This window comes from Halococcoides cellulosivorans (genome assembly GCF_003058365.1).
GTDB classification, from domain to species: Archaea; Halobacteriota; Halobacteria; order Halobacteriales; family Haloarculaceae; genus Halococcoides; species Halococcoides cellulosivorans.
This window is the reverse complement of record NZ_CP028858.1, coordinates 2,431,297-2,447,420: the sequence shown is the minus strand read 5'-3', so window position 1 is coordinate 2,447,420 and position 16,124 is coordinate 2,431,297. Positions and strand designations below refer to the sequence as shown.

At 63.3% G+C, this 16,124-nt stretch carries 16 protein-coding genes; 6 read left to right on the top strand and 10 right to left on the bottom strand.

The genetic code is table 11. The features are described from left to right. Positions 1-258: 258 nt before the first annotated feature. Both HARCEL1_RS11955 and HARCEL1_RS11950 read right to left on the bottom strand, forming a co-directional pair. A complete protein-coding gene (locus tag HARCEL1_RS11955; RefSeq protein ID WP_108383817.1) occupies positions 259-1,308 on the bottom strand; it encodes an NAD(P)-dependent alcohol dehydrogenase in 1,050 nt (349 codons plus the stop codon). Between the two features lie 77 nt (positions 1,309-1,385). Continuing rightward, positions 1,386-1,865, bottom strand: coding sequence for a DUF309 domain-containing protein (locus HARCEL1_RS11950; protein ID WP_108384285.1), 480 nt, complete (start codon positions 1,863-1,865; stop codon positions 1,386-1,388). 142 nt (positions 1,866-2,007) lie between these two features. Between HARCEL1_RS11950 and HARCEL1_RS11945 the strand changes: the two genes are divergently transcribed. Then, positions 2,008-2,259: a HalOD1 output domain-containing protein gene (locus HARCEL1_RS11945; protein WP_108383816.1), complete on the top strand. Its 252-nt coding sequence runs from the start codon at positions 2,008-2,010 to the stop codon at positions 2,257-2,259. A gap of 174 nt (positions 2,260-2,433) precedes the next feature. After that, on the top strand, positions 2,434-2,688 hold the full coding sequence (locus HARCEL1_RS11940; protein WP_108383815.1) for a HalOD1 output domain-containing protein: 255 nt from the start codon (positions 2,434-2,436) through the stop codon (positions 2,686-2,688). A 63-nt stretch (positions 2,689-2,751) separates the two neighbouring features. Here HARCEL1_RS11940 and HARCEL1_RS11935 read toward each other — a convergent pair whose 3' ends face one another. The 3 genes from HARCEL1_RS11935 to HARCEL1_RS11925 all read right to left on the bottom strand — a co-directional run bounded on the left by HARCEL1_RS11935 (position 2,752) and on the right by HARCEL1_RS11925 (position 5,632). After that, positions 2,752-3,564, bottom strand: a complete 813-nt coding sequence (locus HARCEL1_RS11935) for a TrmB family transcriptional regulator (protein ID WP_108383814.1) — start codon at positions 3,562-3,564, stop codon at positions 2,752-2,754. A gap of 415 nt (positions 3,565-3,979) precedes the next feature. Continuing rightward, positions 3,980-4,642 (bottom strand): DUF7344 domain-containing protein, encoded by a 663-nt coding sequence (locus HARCEL1_RS11930; protein WP_108383813.1) that lies wholly within the window; start codon positions 4,640-4,642, stop codon positions 3,980-3,982. A gap of 366 nt (positions 4,643-5,008) precedes the next feature. After that, positions 5,009-5,632: a DUF7344 domain-containing protein gene (locus HARCEL1_RS11925; protein WP_108383812.1), complete on the bottom strand. Its 624-nt coding sequence runs from the start codon at positions 5,630-5,632 to the stop codon at positions 5,009-5,011. 446 nt (positions 5,633-6,078) lie between these two features. Here HARCEL1_RS11925 and glmS point away from each other — a divergent pair, with 446 nt between their 5' ends. Further along, entirely contained in the window at positions 6,079-7,866 is a 1,788-nt protein-coding gene (glmS, locus tag HARCEL1_RS11920) for a glutamine--fructose-6-phosphate transaminase (isomerizing) (RefSeq protein WP_108383811.1), read from the top strand. A 532-nt stretch (positions 7,867-8,398) separates the two neighbouring features. Here the strand turns inward: glmS and HARCEL1_RS11915 are convergent. Then, positions 8,399-8,914: a hypothetical protein gene (locus HARCEL1_RS11915; protein ID WP_108383810.1), complete on the bottom strand. Its 516-nt coding sequence runs from the start codon at positions 8,912-8,914 to the stop codon at positions 8,399-8,401. Positions 8,915-9,288: 374 nt separating this feature from the next. On the opposite strand from HARCEL1_RS11915, the gene HARCEL1_RS11910 reads away from it, so the two are divergent. Continuing rightward, the gene (locus HARCEL1_RS11910; protein WP_108383809.1) at positions 9,289-9,891 is read left to right on the top strand and encodes a hypothetical protein; all 603 of its coding nucleotides are present in this window, start codon (positions 9,289-9,291) and stop codon (positions 9,889-9,891) included. Between the two features lie 164 nt (positions 9,892-10,055). Here HARCEL1_RS11910 and HARCEL1_RS11905 read toward each other — a convergent pair whose 3' ends face one another. Next, the gene (locus tag HARCEL1_RS11905; protein WP_108383808.1) at positions 10,056-10,538 is read right to left on the bottom strand and encodes a hypothetical protein; all 483 of its coding nucleotides are present in this window, start codon (positions 10,536-10,538) and stop codon (positions 10,056-10,058) included. Positions 10,539-11,150: 612 nt separating this feature from the next. Here HARCEL1_RS11905 and HARCEL1_RS11900 point away from each other — a divergent pair. Then, positions 11,151-11,468 (top strand): RPA12/RPB9/RPC11 RNA polymerase family protein, encoded by a 318-nt coding sequence (locus HARCEL1_RS11900; RefSeq protein WP_108383807.1) that lies wholly within the window; start codon positions 11,151-11,153, stop codon positions 11,466-11,468. A gap of 170 nt (positions 11,469-11,638) precedes the next feature. Beyond that, positions 11,639-11,896 carry a hypothetical protein gene (locus HARCEL1_RS13500; RefSeq protein ID WP_159077137.1) on the top strand — a complete coding sequence of 86 codons (258 nt, stop codon included), beginning with the start codon at positions 11,639-11,641 and terminating at the stop codon, positions 11,894-11,896. Between the two features lie 213 nt (positions 11,897-12,109). On the opposite strand, the gene HARCEL1_RS11895 is transcribed toward HARCEL1_RS13500, so the two are convergent. The 3 genes from HARCEL1_RS11895 to HARCEL1_RS11885 are packed head-to-tail and all read right to left on the bottom strand — an operon-like array spanning position 12,110 to position 15,932. Continuing rightward, entirely contained in the window at positions 12,110-13,099 is a 990-nt protein-coding gene (locus tag HARCEL1_RS11895) for an NAD-dependent epimerase/dehydratase family protein (RefSeq protein WP_394337423.1), read from the bottom strand. Further along, entirely contained in the window at positions 13,096-13,977 is an 882-nt protein-coding gene (locus HARCEL1_RS11890) for a DUF1616 domain-containing protein (RefSeq protein ID WP_108383806.1), read from the bottom strand. Before HARCEL1_RS11890 ends, HARCEL1_RS11895 begins: the two co-directional genes overlap by 4 nt. Beyond that, positions 13,974-15,932 carry a hypothetical protein gene (locus HARCEL1_RS11885; protein ID WP_108383805.1) on the bottom strand — a complete coding sequence of 653 codons (1,959 nt, stop codon included), beginning with the start codon at positions 15,930-15,932 and terminating at the stop codon, positions 13,974-13,976. Before HARCEL1_RS11885 ends, HARCEL1_RS11890 begins: the two co-directional genes overlap by 4 nt. Positions 15,933-16,124: the final 192 nt, after the last annotated feature.

The following is a 16,124-nucleotide window of genomic DNA, read 5'->3' as shown; positions in this document are numbered from 1 at the left end:
TTACAGGGTGATCTCTGGAGATCGCGATGCGGACACGGGAGACCGCCGGCGTTCGCGATGCGATCGTTCGCGATTCCTGCGGAATTCGTTGGAGATCCCTGCGGGATCCGCAGGAGGTCGCTCCGCGACCACACGAGATTCCTTCGGAATCTCAGGAGATCACAGAGTAGTCTTCGGAGATTGCGAAGCGATCTCCGGAGACCGTAAACGGCCGTAAGAGGTCGCGGAGCGACCGCCCGAGATCCCTTCGGGATCTCGCTAGAAGTGAATCAGCGGCTTGATCATCCCGTCGTCTTTCGTCTCCATCATCTCGAATGCCTCCTGGATCTCGTCGAACTCGAACTCGTGGGTCGTCATCTTCGTCGGGTCCACCCGGCCTTCATCCAGGAGTTTCAGCAGGCGACTGATGCGCACGCGCCCACCGGGACAGAGGTCGTTGACGATGTCGATTTCGCTCATCCCGACACCCCACTCCGCGCGCGGAATGTGGCGGAACTCGCCATCGCCGTGGTAGCCCACGTTCGAGACCGTCCCGCCGGGCTTGACCACGCGAATGCAGTCCTGAAGGGTCTCGTCGGCCCCGAGCGCCTCGATGGCGGCGTCGACGCCCTCGTCGTCGGTGTACTCCATGATCGCCTCGGCGGGGTCGACCTCGGCGAAGTCGACGACGTGGGTCGCGCCATAGTGCCGGGCCAACTCCTGGCGTTCGGGGACGGTCTCGACGGCGATGATCTCACCGGCACCGAGCAGTTCCGCGCCCTTGGTGGCCATCAATCCGACCGGGCCCTGGGCGAACACGGCGACGGTCCCGCCCATCGGGATGTCGGCGTTTTCCGCGCCGGCGAAGCCCGTCGAGAGCATATCGGCGGTATAGGCCGCCTCGTGGTCGGTGACGCCGTCGGGGATGTGCGCGAGGTTGCCGTCGGCGTCGTTGATGTGGACGTATTCGGCGAACGTCCCGTCTTTGACGTTCGCGAACTTCCAGCCACCGAGCGCCTCGTTCGACTGGGAGGGGTGGCCACGCTGGGCCGCTGCGGAGTTCCAGTCCGGCGTGATCGCGCCGACGGCGACCCGATCGCCCGGTTCGAACTCCTCGACGGCCTCGCCGACTTCCTCGACGACGCCGACGACTTCGTGGCCCAGCGTCAGATCCTCGCGCTCACCGATCGCGCCGTGGACGGTGTGACAGTCTGACGTGCAGATCAGCCCCTCGGTCGGGCGGATGATCGCGTCCATCGGCCCCGCCTCGGGCCGATCTTTCTCGATGATCGCCGTCTCGCCGACCTCCCGCATCACGAATGCTTTCATGCCAGGCGGACTGTCGGCGGGCCACTCTATAAATGCTGGTGTCAGATCCGGTGTCACCGGGATCGAAACAACTGCAGTCAGTCGATTTCGGCGGCGAACGCGTAGTCGCTGTCCGCGGCGGTCGGAACGTTCCCGTCGAGTGTGATCGTCCAGTCGTCGACCGCCGTTCCGTCCACCTTCGCGCGTGCGGCGTCACGGCGGAGCGCCGCCACGTCGACGCCGTAGTAGTCGTCGGGCACGTCCTCCAGATAGCCCAGCGCAGTCGTGAGCAGGCTTCGTCGCCCCTCTGGCTGGTCGAGGGTCTGTTTGTACGCGCCGGCGGCGACCTGGACCAGGCCCTGCAAAAACGCCGATTCGGTCGTCCCCTTTCCGTAGCCGTACCACTCCGCCTCGAAACAGTCGTGGGAATCGTGGTAGGCCGCGTCGTTGAACAGCGCGACGCCGTGGACGACCGCGCGCCGACAGGTCGGGTGGGCCCACCCCGATTCGGGATCGTAGCCCGTCGGCGTGCCACTCGCGGGCGGATCGACCGACGGGTCGCGCGTGTGTTCGGCCACGTCTCGATTTCGGGGGCGCATCTCAAGACCTCTCGGCTCGGGGTGAGACTTGCCAGCGTGATCCGATCCCGAGAACAGGAGTGTTTTGATATTCCGAGTGAAATACTCAGGTGATTATCAGGGTGGAGGCCATTGAGACAGTATGGACACCGAGATCGAATCCGACGAACAGGTCAGTACGAGCGTGGTCCGTGCGGTGAGCGCCGTCGAGGGCCGCGATCCGATGACCATGCGACCACTGATGGACGTCCTCGATCCGGACGCCCTGGATGGACTGTTCGGAGACCGGGCCGACGGGTCGCCACGCACGGGCGGGCGACTGACCTTCGAGTACAGCGACTCTCGGGTCACCGTCGAAGGTGAGTATCTGACGGTCGAACGCCGCGAGAACTGACGGATCTGGGGCCGGGCCGAACCGACTCTCGATCTCGATCAGCGAAAGTGTCGGTGACGAACGCCGGTTTCGGCGAGCGATTCGTCACCGTGATCGGCGTCCGGGACGATTCGTGTTTTGATTTTCCGAGTGAAATAGGTGGGGGGTTATCTGGATGAGGCTCCTGGGTCAGGTATGGACACAGAGATCGATCCCGACGAACAGGTCAGTACCGCCGTGGTCCGTGCGGTGAGTGCGGTGGAGGGTCGCGATCCGACGATCATGCGACCGCTGAGGGACGTCCTCGATATGGATGCCCTGAACGCGCTGTTCGCCGATCGGGCCGACGGGTCGCCCCGGACAGGTGGACGCTTGACCTTCGAGTACAGCGATTCGACGGTCACCGTGCAGAACGGCGAGTATCTGACGGTCGAACTCCGCGAGAACTGACCCGTGTCGTCGGTGATCGGCCGCCGGTCGTCTTCGGACCGACGGGATCGGCGGCCACCGCAGTCAGGCCGGATCGCGCTGGGGGATGAGTCCCTGGGAGATGATCCGCCGGGCGATCACGACGAGGCCGTTCCCGAACCCTTCACCGAAGATGGCCTGTTCTTTGCCCGTCGACGGGATGATCGAACTCACGAGGATCGTCGAGCGGTCGATCAGGAGGAGGCGCCCGATCGCGACCTCCTCCTCCTCCTCCTCCTCCGGGCCGGTGTTCGGGTGGAGAAACTCCAGCCCGGTCGTAAAGGTCGTCGCGTTCGGGACTTGCGCCTCGATCTCGTCTTCGAGTGACTCGCTGAGCGTCCCGATCAGCAGATCGACCTCGGGGTCCATCTCGGTGAGTGCTGTGAGGAGACTCTCGGTCAGCAAGGAGTCGTCACCGATCACGAGGACGACCTCCTCGGTCGCCGTCTCGATGTGGTCGTTGGCCCGGTTCTCGATGGCTTCGCGCCCGGACATCGCCCACACCTGCTGAGCGGTCGAGGCGTCGGCGGTCTCGATGGTCTCGATCGTCGCGAGCGCGTCTTCGAGGCGTTCGACGCGGTCTTCGTACTGGCCCTGGAGTGTCTTGGTCGCTTCGTCCAGCGGGACGGCCCGAAACTGCTGGGGACTCGAATGTTGGATCTCGACGAGCCCCTGGGCTTCGAGGACGCGAATCGCGTCGTAGACCCGCGTGCGCGGGACTTCGGTCATTTCGCTCAGCTTCTTTGCCGTGCCGGTCTCCAGGCGCGTGAGCCCGACGAAACACCGGGCCTCGTACTCTTTGAGTCCTAACTGCTGGAGGATGTCGACGGCTTCGTTCAGTTGATTCGATGTGTCCATGTGTCCCAACCTCCCGGCGGCTCCGGGGTATGGCCGGCCCTTCTCCCCCTGGGCAGATAGGTATTGCTACTAAAACAATATCCGGAGTCGTAATTTGTGGGGGTGTCGGTGACGGCCCGCCGACGGTCTCGGGTGGGGCCCTGGCCTCGGCCGGGGAGCTGGCGCGTCGGGTCCGTCGCGCACGGGAAACGGCAAAAATCGCAGACAGCGAAGTGAGTCACCCTGTTAATCACAAAAGAGCTATACCGGGTGGAATGCGATGAACACCCGGGCGCGCAGTTCAGTACTGTGTCCCAACCACCTTGCTACTGCGTGCCTTCCGGTCACTCTGTGACCGGCTTCGACCTCGTGAATCTCCGCTTCGACGAGAAAGGTCGACCGAAATGATCCGGGTGCGGGTGTGATCCACGCGACCCTAGCGGGTCGCGAGCACGGCGAGACCGGCTCCGATCGCGAAGGAACTCGCGATGGTGAGCGCCAGTATCGGCTGCCAGATCGATCCCGTCGTCATGGCTCCGAGAAAGGCGACCAGTGGAATCGTGACGAGTCCGAGCACCGAGATTCCGTGGAGATAGCTGCGCCAGTCCTCGTCGGCCGCTCGATCCTCCGGGAGATACCGTTCGAAGTGCGCGAATGCATCGCCCAGTGCGATCGTCCCGCGGGACTTGTCGTATTCGATCGCGTCGATGTCGTCCATCTTCGGGAGGTGACACTGATACAGGCCGACGTAGACGCGCTTGCGCTCCTGGGAGTTGATCTGACTGACGGGTTTCTCACACTCCTCGGCGGCGATCTGTTCGGCCAGGTCACCGAGCGTGAGTTGGCCTTCCTCCGACTCGCGCAGGTGGTCCAGGACGCGCCGGCGCCGCTCGTTTTTCAGGATCTCGAACACCTGGTCGACCTCGAACGGTGGCTGTTCGGCCTCGACGCTCGATCCGTCTCCCTCGATTGCCGACGGGTCCGCGTCTGGTCTCTGTGTGGCTGTTCGATCGTCGCTGTCGGCTGCAGAGACTGCACTCTCGGGCCCTCGCGGGCCGCCGCCGTCCGATCGAAGGAGTGTGGTGAGTCGGGTGATCATACGATGTCTCGCGGTCGAGGGCGTCTGGAGTCACGGGGTCGTGATCGATCGCGTCGAATCCGCGTGGTACGCCAATTGGTGTCACTCCGGATTAATGTGGTATATTTTAACCCTAATGTGGTGTACTCATTAAACGAGTAACACTCCTCTGGTCTGCCCGATATCGAATCCGGTATCGGCCAGGAGAGCGTGTTTCGTGGCGTCTTCCGGCAGAGACGACCGTCGGGGCGGCCCGGAGTACGCGTCGATTACCGTCCGGGGGTCGCGAACGGTTCCACCCCACTCCCCGATCGACGGCGGTCGCCAATCCACGCTGGAATCTCTACCCGTGAGCGACGGCGGTCCCCGTCACGAAACGTGCGGGCATCAGTAGGTCGCGAGAACGGCGAGCGCGGCCCCGACCGCGAACGCGGTCGCGACCGTGAGCGCCACCACTGGCTGCCAGATCGCGCCCGTCGTCGTCGCCCCGAGCACGGCGACCAGCGGAATCGTGACGAGTCCGAGCACCGAGACGCCGTGGAGATAGGTGTGCCAGTCCGGATCGGCCGGGCGCTCGTCCGGGAGATACCGTTCGAAGTGCGCGAACGCCTCGCCCAACGCGATCGTCCCGCGCGCTTTGTCGTATTCGATCGCGTCGATGTCGTCCATCTTCGGGAGGTGACACTGGTACAGGCCGACGTAGACGCGCTTGCGCTCCTGGGAGTTGATCTGGCTGATCGGCTTCTCACACTCCTCGGCGGCGATGCGTTCGGCCAGGTCACCGAGCGTGAGTTGGCCGTCGGCCTCCTGTATGTGATCCAGGACGCGCCGGCGCCGCTCGTTTTTCAGGATCTCGAACACCTGGTCGATCTCGAACGGTCGCTCCCCGGGGTCGGCGTCCGATTCGCGTCCGTCCGCAGGGTGGTCGTTTTCGTCCGTCGATGCGACTGGTTCGGGGGAAGGTGGACCGCCGGTGTCAGTCCGGAGGAGTGATTGAATGGTGGAAATCATTGGCTGGGGAGCGATCGGTCACCGTGCGTTTGTCCACGATGGAGACCGACCGACGCCGATCCTCTTGATTCGAACAATGGGCGCCTCGTTGATGAAGGGGGCATATTTTAACAATCGACAAGTGTCACCCTCTATCGAGTGAATCGCCTGTGGGTTGTCCGACTCGACCCCCTTTCGCCCACAGATCGACGTCTCGTGGCCGCTGTCGGTCGGTCGGTGCTCGCCGGGTCGTGCGGGGTATGCGTCGATTACTGTCGTGATGCATCGCCAATGGATCCATAACAAAGCCCGATCGGCGGCGTTGTCTGGACACTCATGTCGAACCAACGGAGAGCCACGGAGGTCGCGCTCGCCCGGTCGGAGCGATCGATCGGACACTGTCGGCCCGCAGACGGTCTCGTGGCCCACCGCACCGATCGTTCGCCGCTCGCGGCTGGTGAGCTGTAATGTGTGGGATCACCGCCAGCGCGGGCGACGGCGACGCCGCCCAGACGCTCATCGACTGTCTCGAAAACCTCGAATACCGCGGGTACGACTCGGCGGGCATCGCGCTGTCGAACGGCGACGGCATCTCCGTCACGAAGCGCGCGGGCGAGGTCGCGGACCTCCGGGCGGCGCTGGCCGACGGCGGTCCAAGCGGTCGCGTGGGCATCGGGCACACCCGCTGGAGCACGCACGGCGCGCCCTCCGACGCGAACGCCCACCCCCACACCGACTGTACGGGCCGGGTCGCGGTCGTCCACAACGGCATCATCGACAACCACGACGCGCTTCGGGCCGCCCTGCGCGAGCGCGGGCACACTTTCGCCAGCGAGACCGACACCGAGGTCGTCCCGCATCTCGTCAGCGAGGCCCTCGACGCAGGCGCGGACCCCGAGACGGCGTTCCGCGAGGCCATCTCCCATCTGGAGGGGAGTTACGCCGTCGCGATGGTCGTCGACGGCGTCGACGGCGTGTTCGCGACCCGCGAGGGCTCGCCGCTCGTACTCGGCGTCGGGACGGGCGCGAACTACCTCGCGAGCGACGTCCCCGCGTTCGTCGAGTTCACCGAGCAGGTCGTCTACCTCGACGACGGTGACGTCGCGGTCGTCCGGCCCGACGACTACGCGATCACCGATCGGTCGGGCGCGCCGGTCGACCGCCCGGTCGAGACCATCGACTGGGCCCCCGAGGCCGCCGAGAAGGGTGGCTACGACCACTACATGTTCAAGGAGATCCAGGAACAGCCGGTCTCGCTCGCCCAGACCATCGAGGGCCGCGTCGAGGACGGCCTCGACCTCTCGCCCGAGACGCTCGCCGGCGTCGACAGCGTCCAGTTCGTCGCCTGTGGCACCTCCTACCACGCGGCGCTCTACGGCGCTCACCAGCTCCGCTCGTGGGGCGTCGAGGCGACGGCCTCCCTCGCCAGCGAGTATTCGGTCTACCCGCCGCCGATGGAAGACGCGCTCGTCGTCGGCGTCACCCAGAGCGGCGAGACCGCCGACACGCTCGACGCGCTCTCGGTCGCGGGCGACCGCGGCGCGACCCGCCTCGCGGTGACCAACGTCGTGGGCTCGACGGCCGCCCGCGAGAGCGACGACACGGTGTTCATCCGCGCCGGCCCGGAGATCGGCGTCGCGGCGACGAAGACGTTCTCCTCACAGGTCGTCACACTCTATCTCCTCGCTCGCGAGGTCGCGTCGGTCGTCACCGACCCGCCCGCGGCCGCGGCCCTCGACGGGATGGACGAACTGCCCGACGCGGTCGAGACGGTGCTCGACGGGTCGCGGGCCGCCCGCCTGGCCGACGAGTATCTCGGTGAGGACGGCCACTTCTTCCTCGGTCGGGGCAACGGCGTCCCGGTCGCGATGGAGGGCGCACTCAAGTTCAAAGAGATCACCTACGAACACGCGGAGGGCTTCCCCGCTGGCGAACTCAAACACGGCCCGCTCGCGCTCGTCACCGAGAAGACCCCCGTGTTCGCGGTCTGTACCGGCCGCGACGCGGGCAAGATCGAGAGCGCGATCCGCGAGGTCCAGACGCGTGGCGCCCCGGTCGTCGCGATCGCGCCCCGGACGATGACCGACATCGTCGAGGTGGCCGACGACGCGTTGACCGTCCCCGCTGTCCACCCCGATCTGACGCCGATCCTGACGAACGTGCAACTGCAGTTGCTCGCCTATCACGCCGCCTCGTCGCTCGGGCGGTCGATCGACAAGCCGCGGAATCTGGCGAAAAGCGTGACGGTGGAGTGAGGGGGTTTCGGGTGTGGCTCGTATTTCACTCTGGGTATGTATGGGATATGTTTTTGATAGGTTCTTTTCTTCGGTTCAGTCCTGTTTAGACGCCCAAATTCACCACGTTCATCGCTTTTTTCGAGGTGAGGGTGAAAGCCCTCACCCGCTCGCGGCCGCTCTGTGACATATCCTCGCTCGCGTTGCTCACTCGGATAGCGGTCACAGAGCGACACGCGAGACGGGTTCACCCTTTCGATCCACCAGGACAGTGATGCCCATAGACTGGCGATACGACCGAATTCCTGGCGGCCTGCGAAAATCGAAGATTTTCGGGCGACCAGAATACGAAGTTTTCTGGTAAACTGAAAGGGCTCGGTCGCCTCGCGTGCGTCTCAGCCGTCACTATCCGAGCGCCAGCGAGGATATCCGGCTGAGTGTGCGCAAGCGTGCCGAGGGCTTTCAATCTTCTTTCTTCGATCGGCGTAGAGGAGTTGGAACAGCTGTTTTCTAGCGTCTAAACAAGACCTGGCCGAAGGGAAGTAGACCAAAATCAGAGAAATAGACTTGGTGCGATTGCAAGTACTCCTCCTGCCACGATTGCGGGCCATTCGGTCCTCGCATTCCAATCACGGATCTCCATGTGAATTAGTACAATCCCAAGCAGGATTACTGCTCCTGTTGTCTGAATAACGAGCAATTCAGTTACTGCTCTGAGTACGGTCGGAACGACTATTGTTATAATACCAGACACCACGGTCATTATCCCGACTCGGAATAGAAGCGTTCGATCTTTTGACCCGAACAGATCGCTGGCGATCTTGACATACCCATTGCCTTGCTCGTAAAACAGATCTGCGACGAATCCGATTAGAATACCTTGAATCCCCAAAATCACTAGCCAGTCCCACGGTGAGAGATGGGATTCGATATCCTGAAGCAATGAGTGAACCACTCCGATATCGAAGAAGAGGCTACCAGCGGCCAGGATAGATATTCCCAGAAAATACATCTGCCACGGTTTGTAGCCACTCGCTTCAAGACGATGGTGGATCTCGATTAGTGCCATGTATCTGTGTGGGTATCGACGGGATTGTTTGCTTCATGACTGGCACCATACAGGGTCTCACAAGGGCAGATCCTGACCTGACTTGATGGAGTAGCCGGGCTTTTCGGAGAAAAGGATCCTATCGATGTTGCTTCCAGCAGTGTCTTTAGGTCATTGTACTTTCTGAATTGGTTACTGGATATCGATGCTTCTCCTGCCCCAGGTAGGATGTATTTGGCCCGATCGCTGATTTCTCGGAACACGGGCTATCATTCCTGCTTACGGATATTATACGACCTGTTGAATGGCCAGTTGGCGACCACCAATTGCTAGTTGCCATCCGATAAATCATGGCGATATTCAAGGGAACCCTGGACTAAACCATCCAACGAGCCATGACTGGATCTGAACTTCCGGATTTCATTGATCGGGATATCCTAAACGATCCTTCCGAGGTAACTGTACTAGATGAAGCAATACTCCGGTGCTTCGTGCAGGCAAACAAACCGTTTCTGAGCAAATCAGCTGTGGCCGATATAACTGACCTTAGCGATGAAGCAGCCCGTCAACGACTCAATGAACTTGTTGAAATAGGAGCGCTATTGGATACAAAGGCGGGAAAACAGACAAAGATCTACTGGCTGAATCGCCCTGAGTCAAGGTGGCCTGTCACGGACGCTTTAGCAAGTGAAATATCAGGAAAAACCCATTCAAGGAAGGAAACTGTGATTGAAATAAATCGGTTGACTACATTCGCGGTCTTTGTTGGGGGATCTTTCATCGCTTTCTATATTCTTGATTGGATGAGCACGCTTGAGATGACTGATGGAATTTTCGAAGTGTCGCTAAGTCCATGGGCAATGCCGACACTTGCTATTGGACTGTTCGCGGTTATTTTCTATACTGCTCTCAAGACGTCACTACTGGTAGAAAACGACGATATCGGGTGGCCAACTATTCGTCATATGTATCGTTTCGTTTTAAGTAGTGTCAATTAGAGTATTTTATAAACATCAGAAATAATTTATATAACTACTTGGCCGCGGTGACTTGATAGAAGAAATACGATCTCTCCGCTTTCCATTGTTAGTCTTGACACCCAACATCGGTACTATCCGAACAATCACCGGTTGCTCCAGACCATACAAAAATTACCTACGTCTCAAGATCCGGTGCCTTCAAAGGTCGTAATAAGTTCTTGAATCTCATCTGCAAGCGCATCACGTTTCTCGCGCGCCCTCTCCGTATTCTCCCCTTCGCGCTCTTTCCTTTTCTTCTCCAGCCTCGCCTTCTCAAATGGGTCATCGCCGCAATACACGCTCGTGAATGCCATCTGCGAAGAAGTTTCGTCAATCTTTTCGACCAACTCTTCCAACTGTATCAACGTCTCAGTAGGAGCAGATGACGATTCACTACGCTTCCGCAATTCAAGGAGCCGGTCAGAAAACTTTTCAGCAAAATTGTCGAATTGGGCCCGGTCTTCTGCCTGGCTCAGATCAAGGTCATTTACTCGCTTTACGAATACCCCTATTTCGGAGAAGAGTTCGGAAACCCACTGGTCGTACTCGGATTGATTCTCAACCTCCAATATTTTCTTACGCTTACTTCCAGTGAGAATCCTGTCTGTTAGAGCATTCCACGGCATTATGGTACAGTATCAGGCGTCCTCATCCATAAACCTCTGTCTCTGTCATTTTCGGGCGCTTTTCAGACAAGTACCGTCCAAAGAACTCCTTCACGCGGCAAATGAGCTATATCCTGGTGGACCGAAAGGGCGAGTCAGTTCCGGAAACCCCGACGAAGCAAGCACTGCAGGGCGCGTAGCGCCCGAAGCGCGCAGCGAGTGCGTGGCCGAGCAAAGCGAGGCCACGTCCGCTCGAACGGGGAGCGTTGCGAGACGCGAACGGAGTGAGCGTCTCGATTGCGAGCGGTGAAACCGCGAGCGGAGCGACCCGTGAGAGTCGCGGGACAGGAACTGACGAGGGCTTTCAAGGTCGTCTCACCAGAGTCAGGTTCGCATCTGAACACTACCGTACGAACCGGGCGAGTCGAACGCGAGAGCCATCCAGCGGTCGTTCTGGCGTTCAGTGACCGCGCCGTTCGGCTTGACCGTACGCCCGTGGTGGACCTGCCGTGGCCCCGATCGAACGGTGCCGGTGGACCAGTCGATGACGCGGACTCACGCACGACAGGGGCCAGGGCCACGACGCACTGGACATGAACACATAAACCCGACAATCCAGTATGCGGACAGCACATGCAGTTCTGTGACGAGTGCGGGTCGATCATGCACACAGAGGAGGACACGTGGGTGTGTCGGTCCTGTGAGCACGAGACGCCGCGGGACTCTGAGGCCGAGGCCGAGATGGCGACCCGGGAGGGACAGACCGACGACGGAGCGCCCGATGTGGCCGACACGACCGAGGAGACCAGCGAGACGGTCGAAGCGTCCTGCCCGGCCCCGGACTGTGACAGCGAGCGGGCCACCTCCGCGATGATGCCCAAACCGGGCGGCGCGTACGAGGTGCGGCTGTTCACCTGCGTCGAGTGTGGTCACAAGTGGCGCGCATCCTGACGTTGGGGGAGAATACGGGGCGTTTTACCCGCTCACGCTTTCGACCGTCTACGCTCCGAAATCAAATATTTAAATACGTTCTTGTTTCTATTTCTCCACAGATAGACTCAATAACTCAAAACAATGTGTATATCGAAACTTTTTTATGTCTGGGTATATTAATGTGTTATATGAGTGTATCACAAAATCGCGCCAATATTCTAATTTGTGATATGCGGGAAAGACCCGCAGGAAGTGCTCTACCATTTATTACTGCGGTTTCTGATATGGTAAAACAATATGGCTCTGGCTCGAACACTCATGAGCCAATCCATAAATGTACGAATAGAACGAAAGAACAAAATATGATTCTGCTTATCGAACTTGTCTCAATTCTTCTCCAGATTTTTGGTCTGGGAATTTCCATCTATATCCTGATGAAAGAATAGCAGGTATACACATAACAGAGACGGACTCGTGAGTCGGGATTGAATACTGGCCGCGATACACCCGAGTCAGTCAATCTGTCCCAGATCGAATTGATTACTGGGGCGTCGCTTGGCCCATTACTCAACTCAATCGACGATCGGCAGACCTGTGTGTGGGACACCACCCAAATCGTCACAGTGTGGGAGGGTGTCGAGGAGATGCCGAGACGGACGTCAGTCCTGTCGCGACTCTGCCGCCGGCCGCTCCGCACCGGCAAGCCGCCGCAACCCCTCGTCGAGCTCGATCTGGGCCTCGAAGCCCAACGCTTCGCGCGCAGCACTGACGTCCGCACAACTGTGTCGCACGTCGCCGTCGCGGGCCTCGACGAACTCCACCGGCCGATCGACGCCGTTGGCCGCCTGGACGCGCTCGGCGAGTGCTTCGATCGTCACGCGCTCTCCGGTCCCGACGTTGAACGCCGCGCCGACCGCGTCGGTCGTCGCGGCCTGCAAATTCGCCCGGACGACGTCGCGCACGTGGACGAAATCGCGGGTCTGGCCGCCGTCGCCCTCGACGATCAACGGTTCGCCACGCCGCACGCGCTCCTGAAACGCCCGGACGACGCCCGCCGACGCGCCGGGCCCGTAGGCGTTGAAATAGCGGAGTGACACCGTCGGGAGCCCGTAGAGCTCCTCGTACAGCCGGACGTACCGATCGGCCGCCGATTTGCTGACGCCGTAGGGTGAGGCGGGCCGCTGGGGGGCGGACTCGGGGACGGGGACGGTCTCGGGGTCGCCGTAGATCGCCGCGCTGGAGGCGAACACGACGCGGGCGTCGGCCCGCCGGGCCGCGTCGAGGACGGCGAGCGTGCCTTCGACGTTGACGCTCTCGGTGTCGATGGGCTCTTCGATCGACCGCTCGACGCTGATCCGGGCCGCCTGATGGAAGATCACGTCGACGTCGGCGGTCGCCGCCCCGAGCGTGTCGGGATCGCGGACGTCACCGACGTGGGTCTCGACGCCGTCCGGGACACGCGCGAGCGATCCCGTGGAGAGATCGTCGAGCACGCACACGTCGGTGACAGCGTCGAGCGCGTCGACGAGGTGGTGGCCGACGAAGCCCGCGCCGCCGGTCACCAGCGCGCGCCCGATGTCGCTTCCGTCGATCGGGTCGTCGTCGGTCGCGAGCGCGTGCCGATCGGCCGCCGGCGAGTGATCGCTCACGCCGCTCCCTCCAGGGTCTGGCGGACGACCAGGTCGGCATTCGACGCGTCGGGCTCTGCGGGGACCGATCCCTCGTAGACCAGGTAGCGCAACTGCGAGCGCTCGGCGGGTGCGTCGATCGGCCGCTCCGCGAGCGCGACCGTGTCGTCGTCGATCGAGACCTCGAAGCGATCGATCTCCTGGGGGTCACCCACCGCACCGTCCGGGCCGACGCGCTGGCGCTGCCCGACGACGTGGTAGGTGACGGTGTGGCCCTCGTGGTTGTCGATCCGGACGAGGAGCGTCGTCGATCCGTCGACGGCGAGCGCGCCCGGGCCGAGCAGGCGCTCGTCGGTGTCGAGCAGCGAGACCTCCGAGTACGACCCACCGGACGCGGGCATCGCGGCGACGCCGAGCGTTCCGAGGAGCGCGAGCGCCGCAACGGCGAGCACGACGGTCTGGAGTGTCGACAGGCCGAGCCGATCGTGGACGTCGGCGCGCGAGGCCGGCCAGTCGAGGATAGCGAGCCCCGATCGACGCCAGCGGACGGCCCCGACGAGCGTCCCGAGGGTGACGATCGCCGCCAGCGCGACGACGGCGGTCGTCAGCGTGAGCACCTCGACGGCGGCCAGGCCCGCCCCGACGACGCCGACGACGAGCGCGCTCCCGCCGACCGTCAGGCCGACGCGCAGCGCCGTCCCCGGCTGGTCGTCGGGTCCGCGTGCCGGCACGAACGCGGCGACCAGCGCCGCGCCGGGGAAGACCACCAGCAGTCCCACCGCCGCCACCCACTCGATCGGTCGGGGGACGCCCGGCGCGAGCAGTGCCGCGCTCGCGAGCAGCGTGCCGACGAGGACGACGAGCAGGCCCCACGGCCGCCCGCCGCTCCGATCGGTCATCGGTCACCTCCCGACGCCGTACAGAGACGGACTTCGTCGTTGGCGTAGCCGGTGTTGTACGACGGCGGACAGACCGTCCCCTCGACGTTCGGGGGCAGCGTGTCGAGCGGGGCCGTCGCGGACCGATCGAACGTGACCGGGCCGGTCGACTGCTCGGTGCGGTAGACCACCCAGTCGGCGTCGGGCCCGCCCGCACCCAACCCGACGATCCGGGCGTCGGTCTCGTAGCCGCCGTAGCGTCTGAACAGCGACGCGTAGGGGTGGTCGGTCGCGATCGCTCGATCGCCGGGCGGGTGGGCGGCCGAAATCGAATCCACGGCGGCGATCTCGGCGTGCGTGTAGGCGAACCGCTTGTGGGTGTCCTCGAAGGTCGGGTTCTCCATGGTGGCCTTCTCGGCGACGGCCATCGACGCGGGATAGCCGACCGCGAGCACGACGAGCGCGGCGAGGACGACCCGCCGCGACCGAGACCGGGCGATCGCGCCGACGCCGATCACGGCGAGGACGGCGAGCGCGGCATACAGCGGGGCCAGCCACCGCCCGGGCAGCAGTGCGCGCACGCCGAACAAGGAGAGCCCGAAGACGATCACGAAGAGGGCCCCGCCGATCGACAGATGCGTCAGCGCGAGATCGGTCGGCCGATCGCCCTCCAGCAGCGCCAACCCGCCGGTGACTGCGCCGGCGAGCAACAGTGCGAACCCGAACTGTTCGACGTACGGGACGAGCGCGGCGATCGTCGTCTCGCCCGACGTGGCGCCGCCGAGGACCGCCTCCTGGGTGCTGGCGAGCGCGAGAAAGCCGGCCTGATCGATCAGGACCGATTCGAGGACCGCGAGTTCGCGCCAGAGAAACGTCTCGCCGCCGAACGGGGCTTGCGCCCACGCGACCAGCGTCGTCGCGCTGGTCACGAGGAACACCCCCAGGAGCGCGAGTGCCGTCTTCCCGTCACTCTGCCCGGTCGCCCACGTCAGCGTGACGACGCCGGCCGCGACCGCGAGGATCACGAGCACGACCGCCGTCGACACCTGGTGGACGAAGACGACGGCGAGCGCGGCCACCAGCGCCAGCCCGACCGCCCAGGGAGCGGGCCCGTCGTCGATGACGCGCGTGAGCGCGTACAAGACGGCGAGGACGCCGACCAGGCCGAGACTCGTCGGGATGAGATGCAGCCCCCACCGGACGAACTGATCCGCGAAGGCGACCAGCGCGGTCGCGAGCAGCGCCCACCGCGTCGCGACCAGGTGGGTCGCGGTCCCGTAGACGAAAACGAGCGACAGCGGGACGACCAGTCCGACGGTGAGGTAGATCCCCGCGCGCGGACTGTCGACGGCGAGCGCGCCGACGGCGCCCAGCCCGTGGTAGACGGGCGCGAGGAGGTACTTGCTCTCTGCGAGCGGGGCGAGCGACCCCGACTCGGCGATGCCGGCGATATAGACCGTCGCGTGCGTCCAGATGTCGACGCCGATGTAGCCGGGCGTCACGGCCAGCGTCACCAGGCGGACGACGAGCGCGACCGCGAGGATCTCGACGAGGATCACGCCCGGGGCGATCCGGTCGGTGAACAGGATCTGCACCAGGACGACCGTTCCGGCCGCGGCGACGAGCAGCGTGCTCAGATCCGTCCGAACGCCGGCCAGATGTGTCGAGAGGACGAACCCCGTCAGCGCGAGGGCGGCCACGGCGGGTAGAAAGCCGGTGATCGACGCCGGGAGTGTCGGGATCGTGAGTGCGGGGCGCTCCGCGAGCGAGCGCCACTCGACCGCCGACGCGTGGCCGGAGCGGGTCGCGAGATAGAGTAGGCTCCCGCCGGCGGCCGCCACCGGGATGACGACGAGCAGGACCTGCGCGGCGAGCATTCGCAGTCCGAGCAGCGCGATCGCGGCGACGATCGCGATCCACGCGACCGACCGATCGAGGCGGACGCCCGACCAGACCGACCGGTTCGAGTCACTCATGGGCCGACCGATCGCGTGCGGTTCGGCGGCGATGCAGCGTTCGAGACGTGTGCGTGGGGCAGTTCGGTGTCACTGGTCCGGGCTACGGGGACGCCCGGAATTGTTATGGCTCGCGTACTGCCGCGCGCTCGATCAGCGATCCCGCCGGCGTCCCGCGATCCGGCCCAGCCGTGCGTCCCTGGACCGATCGTC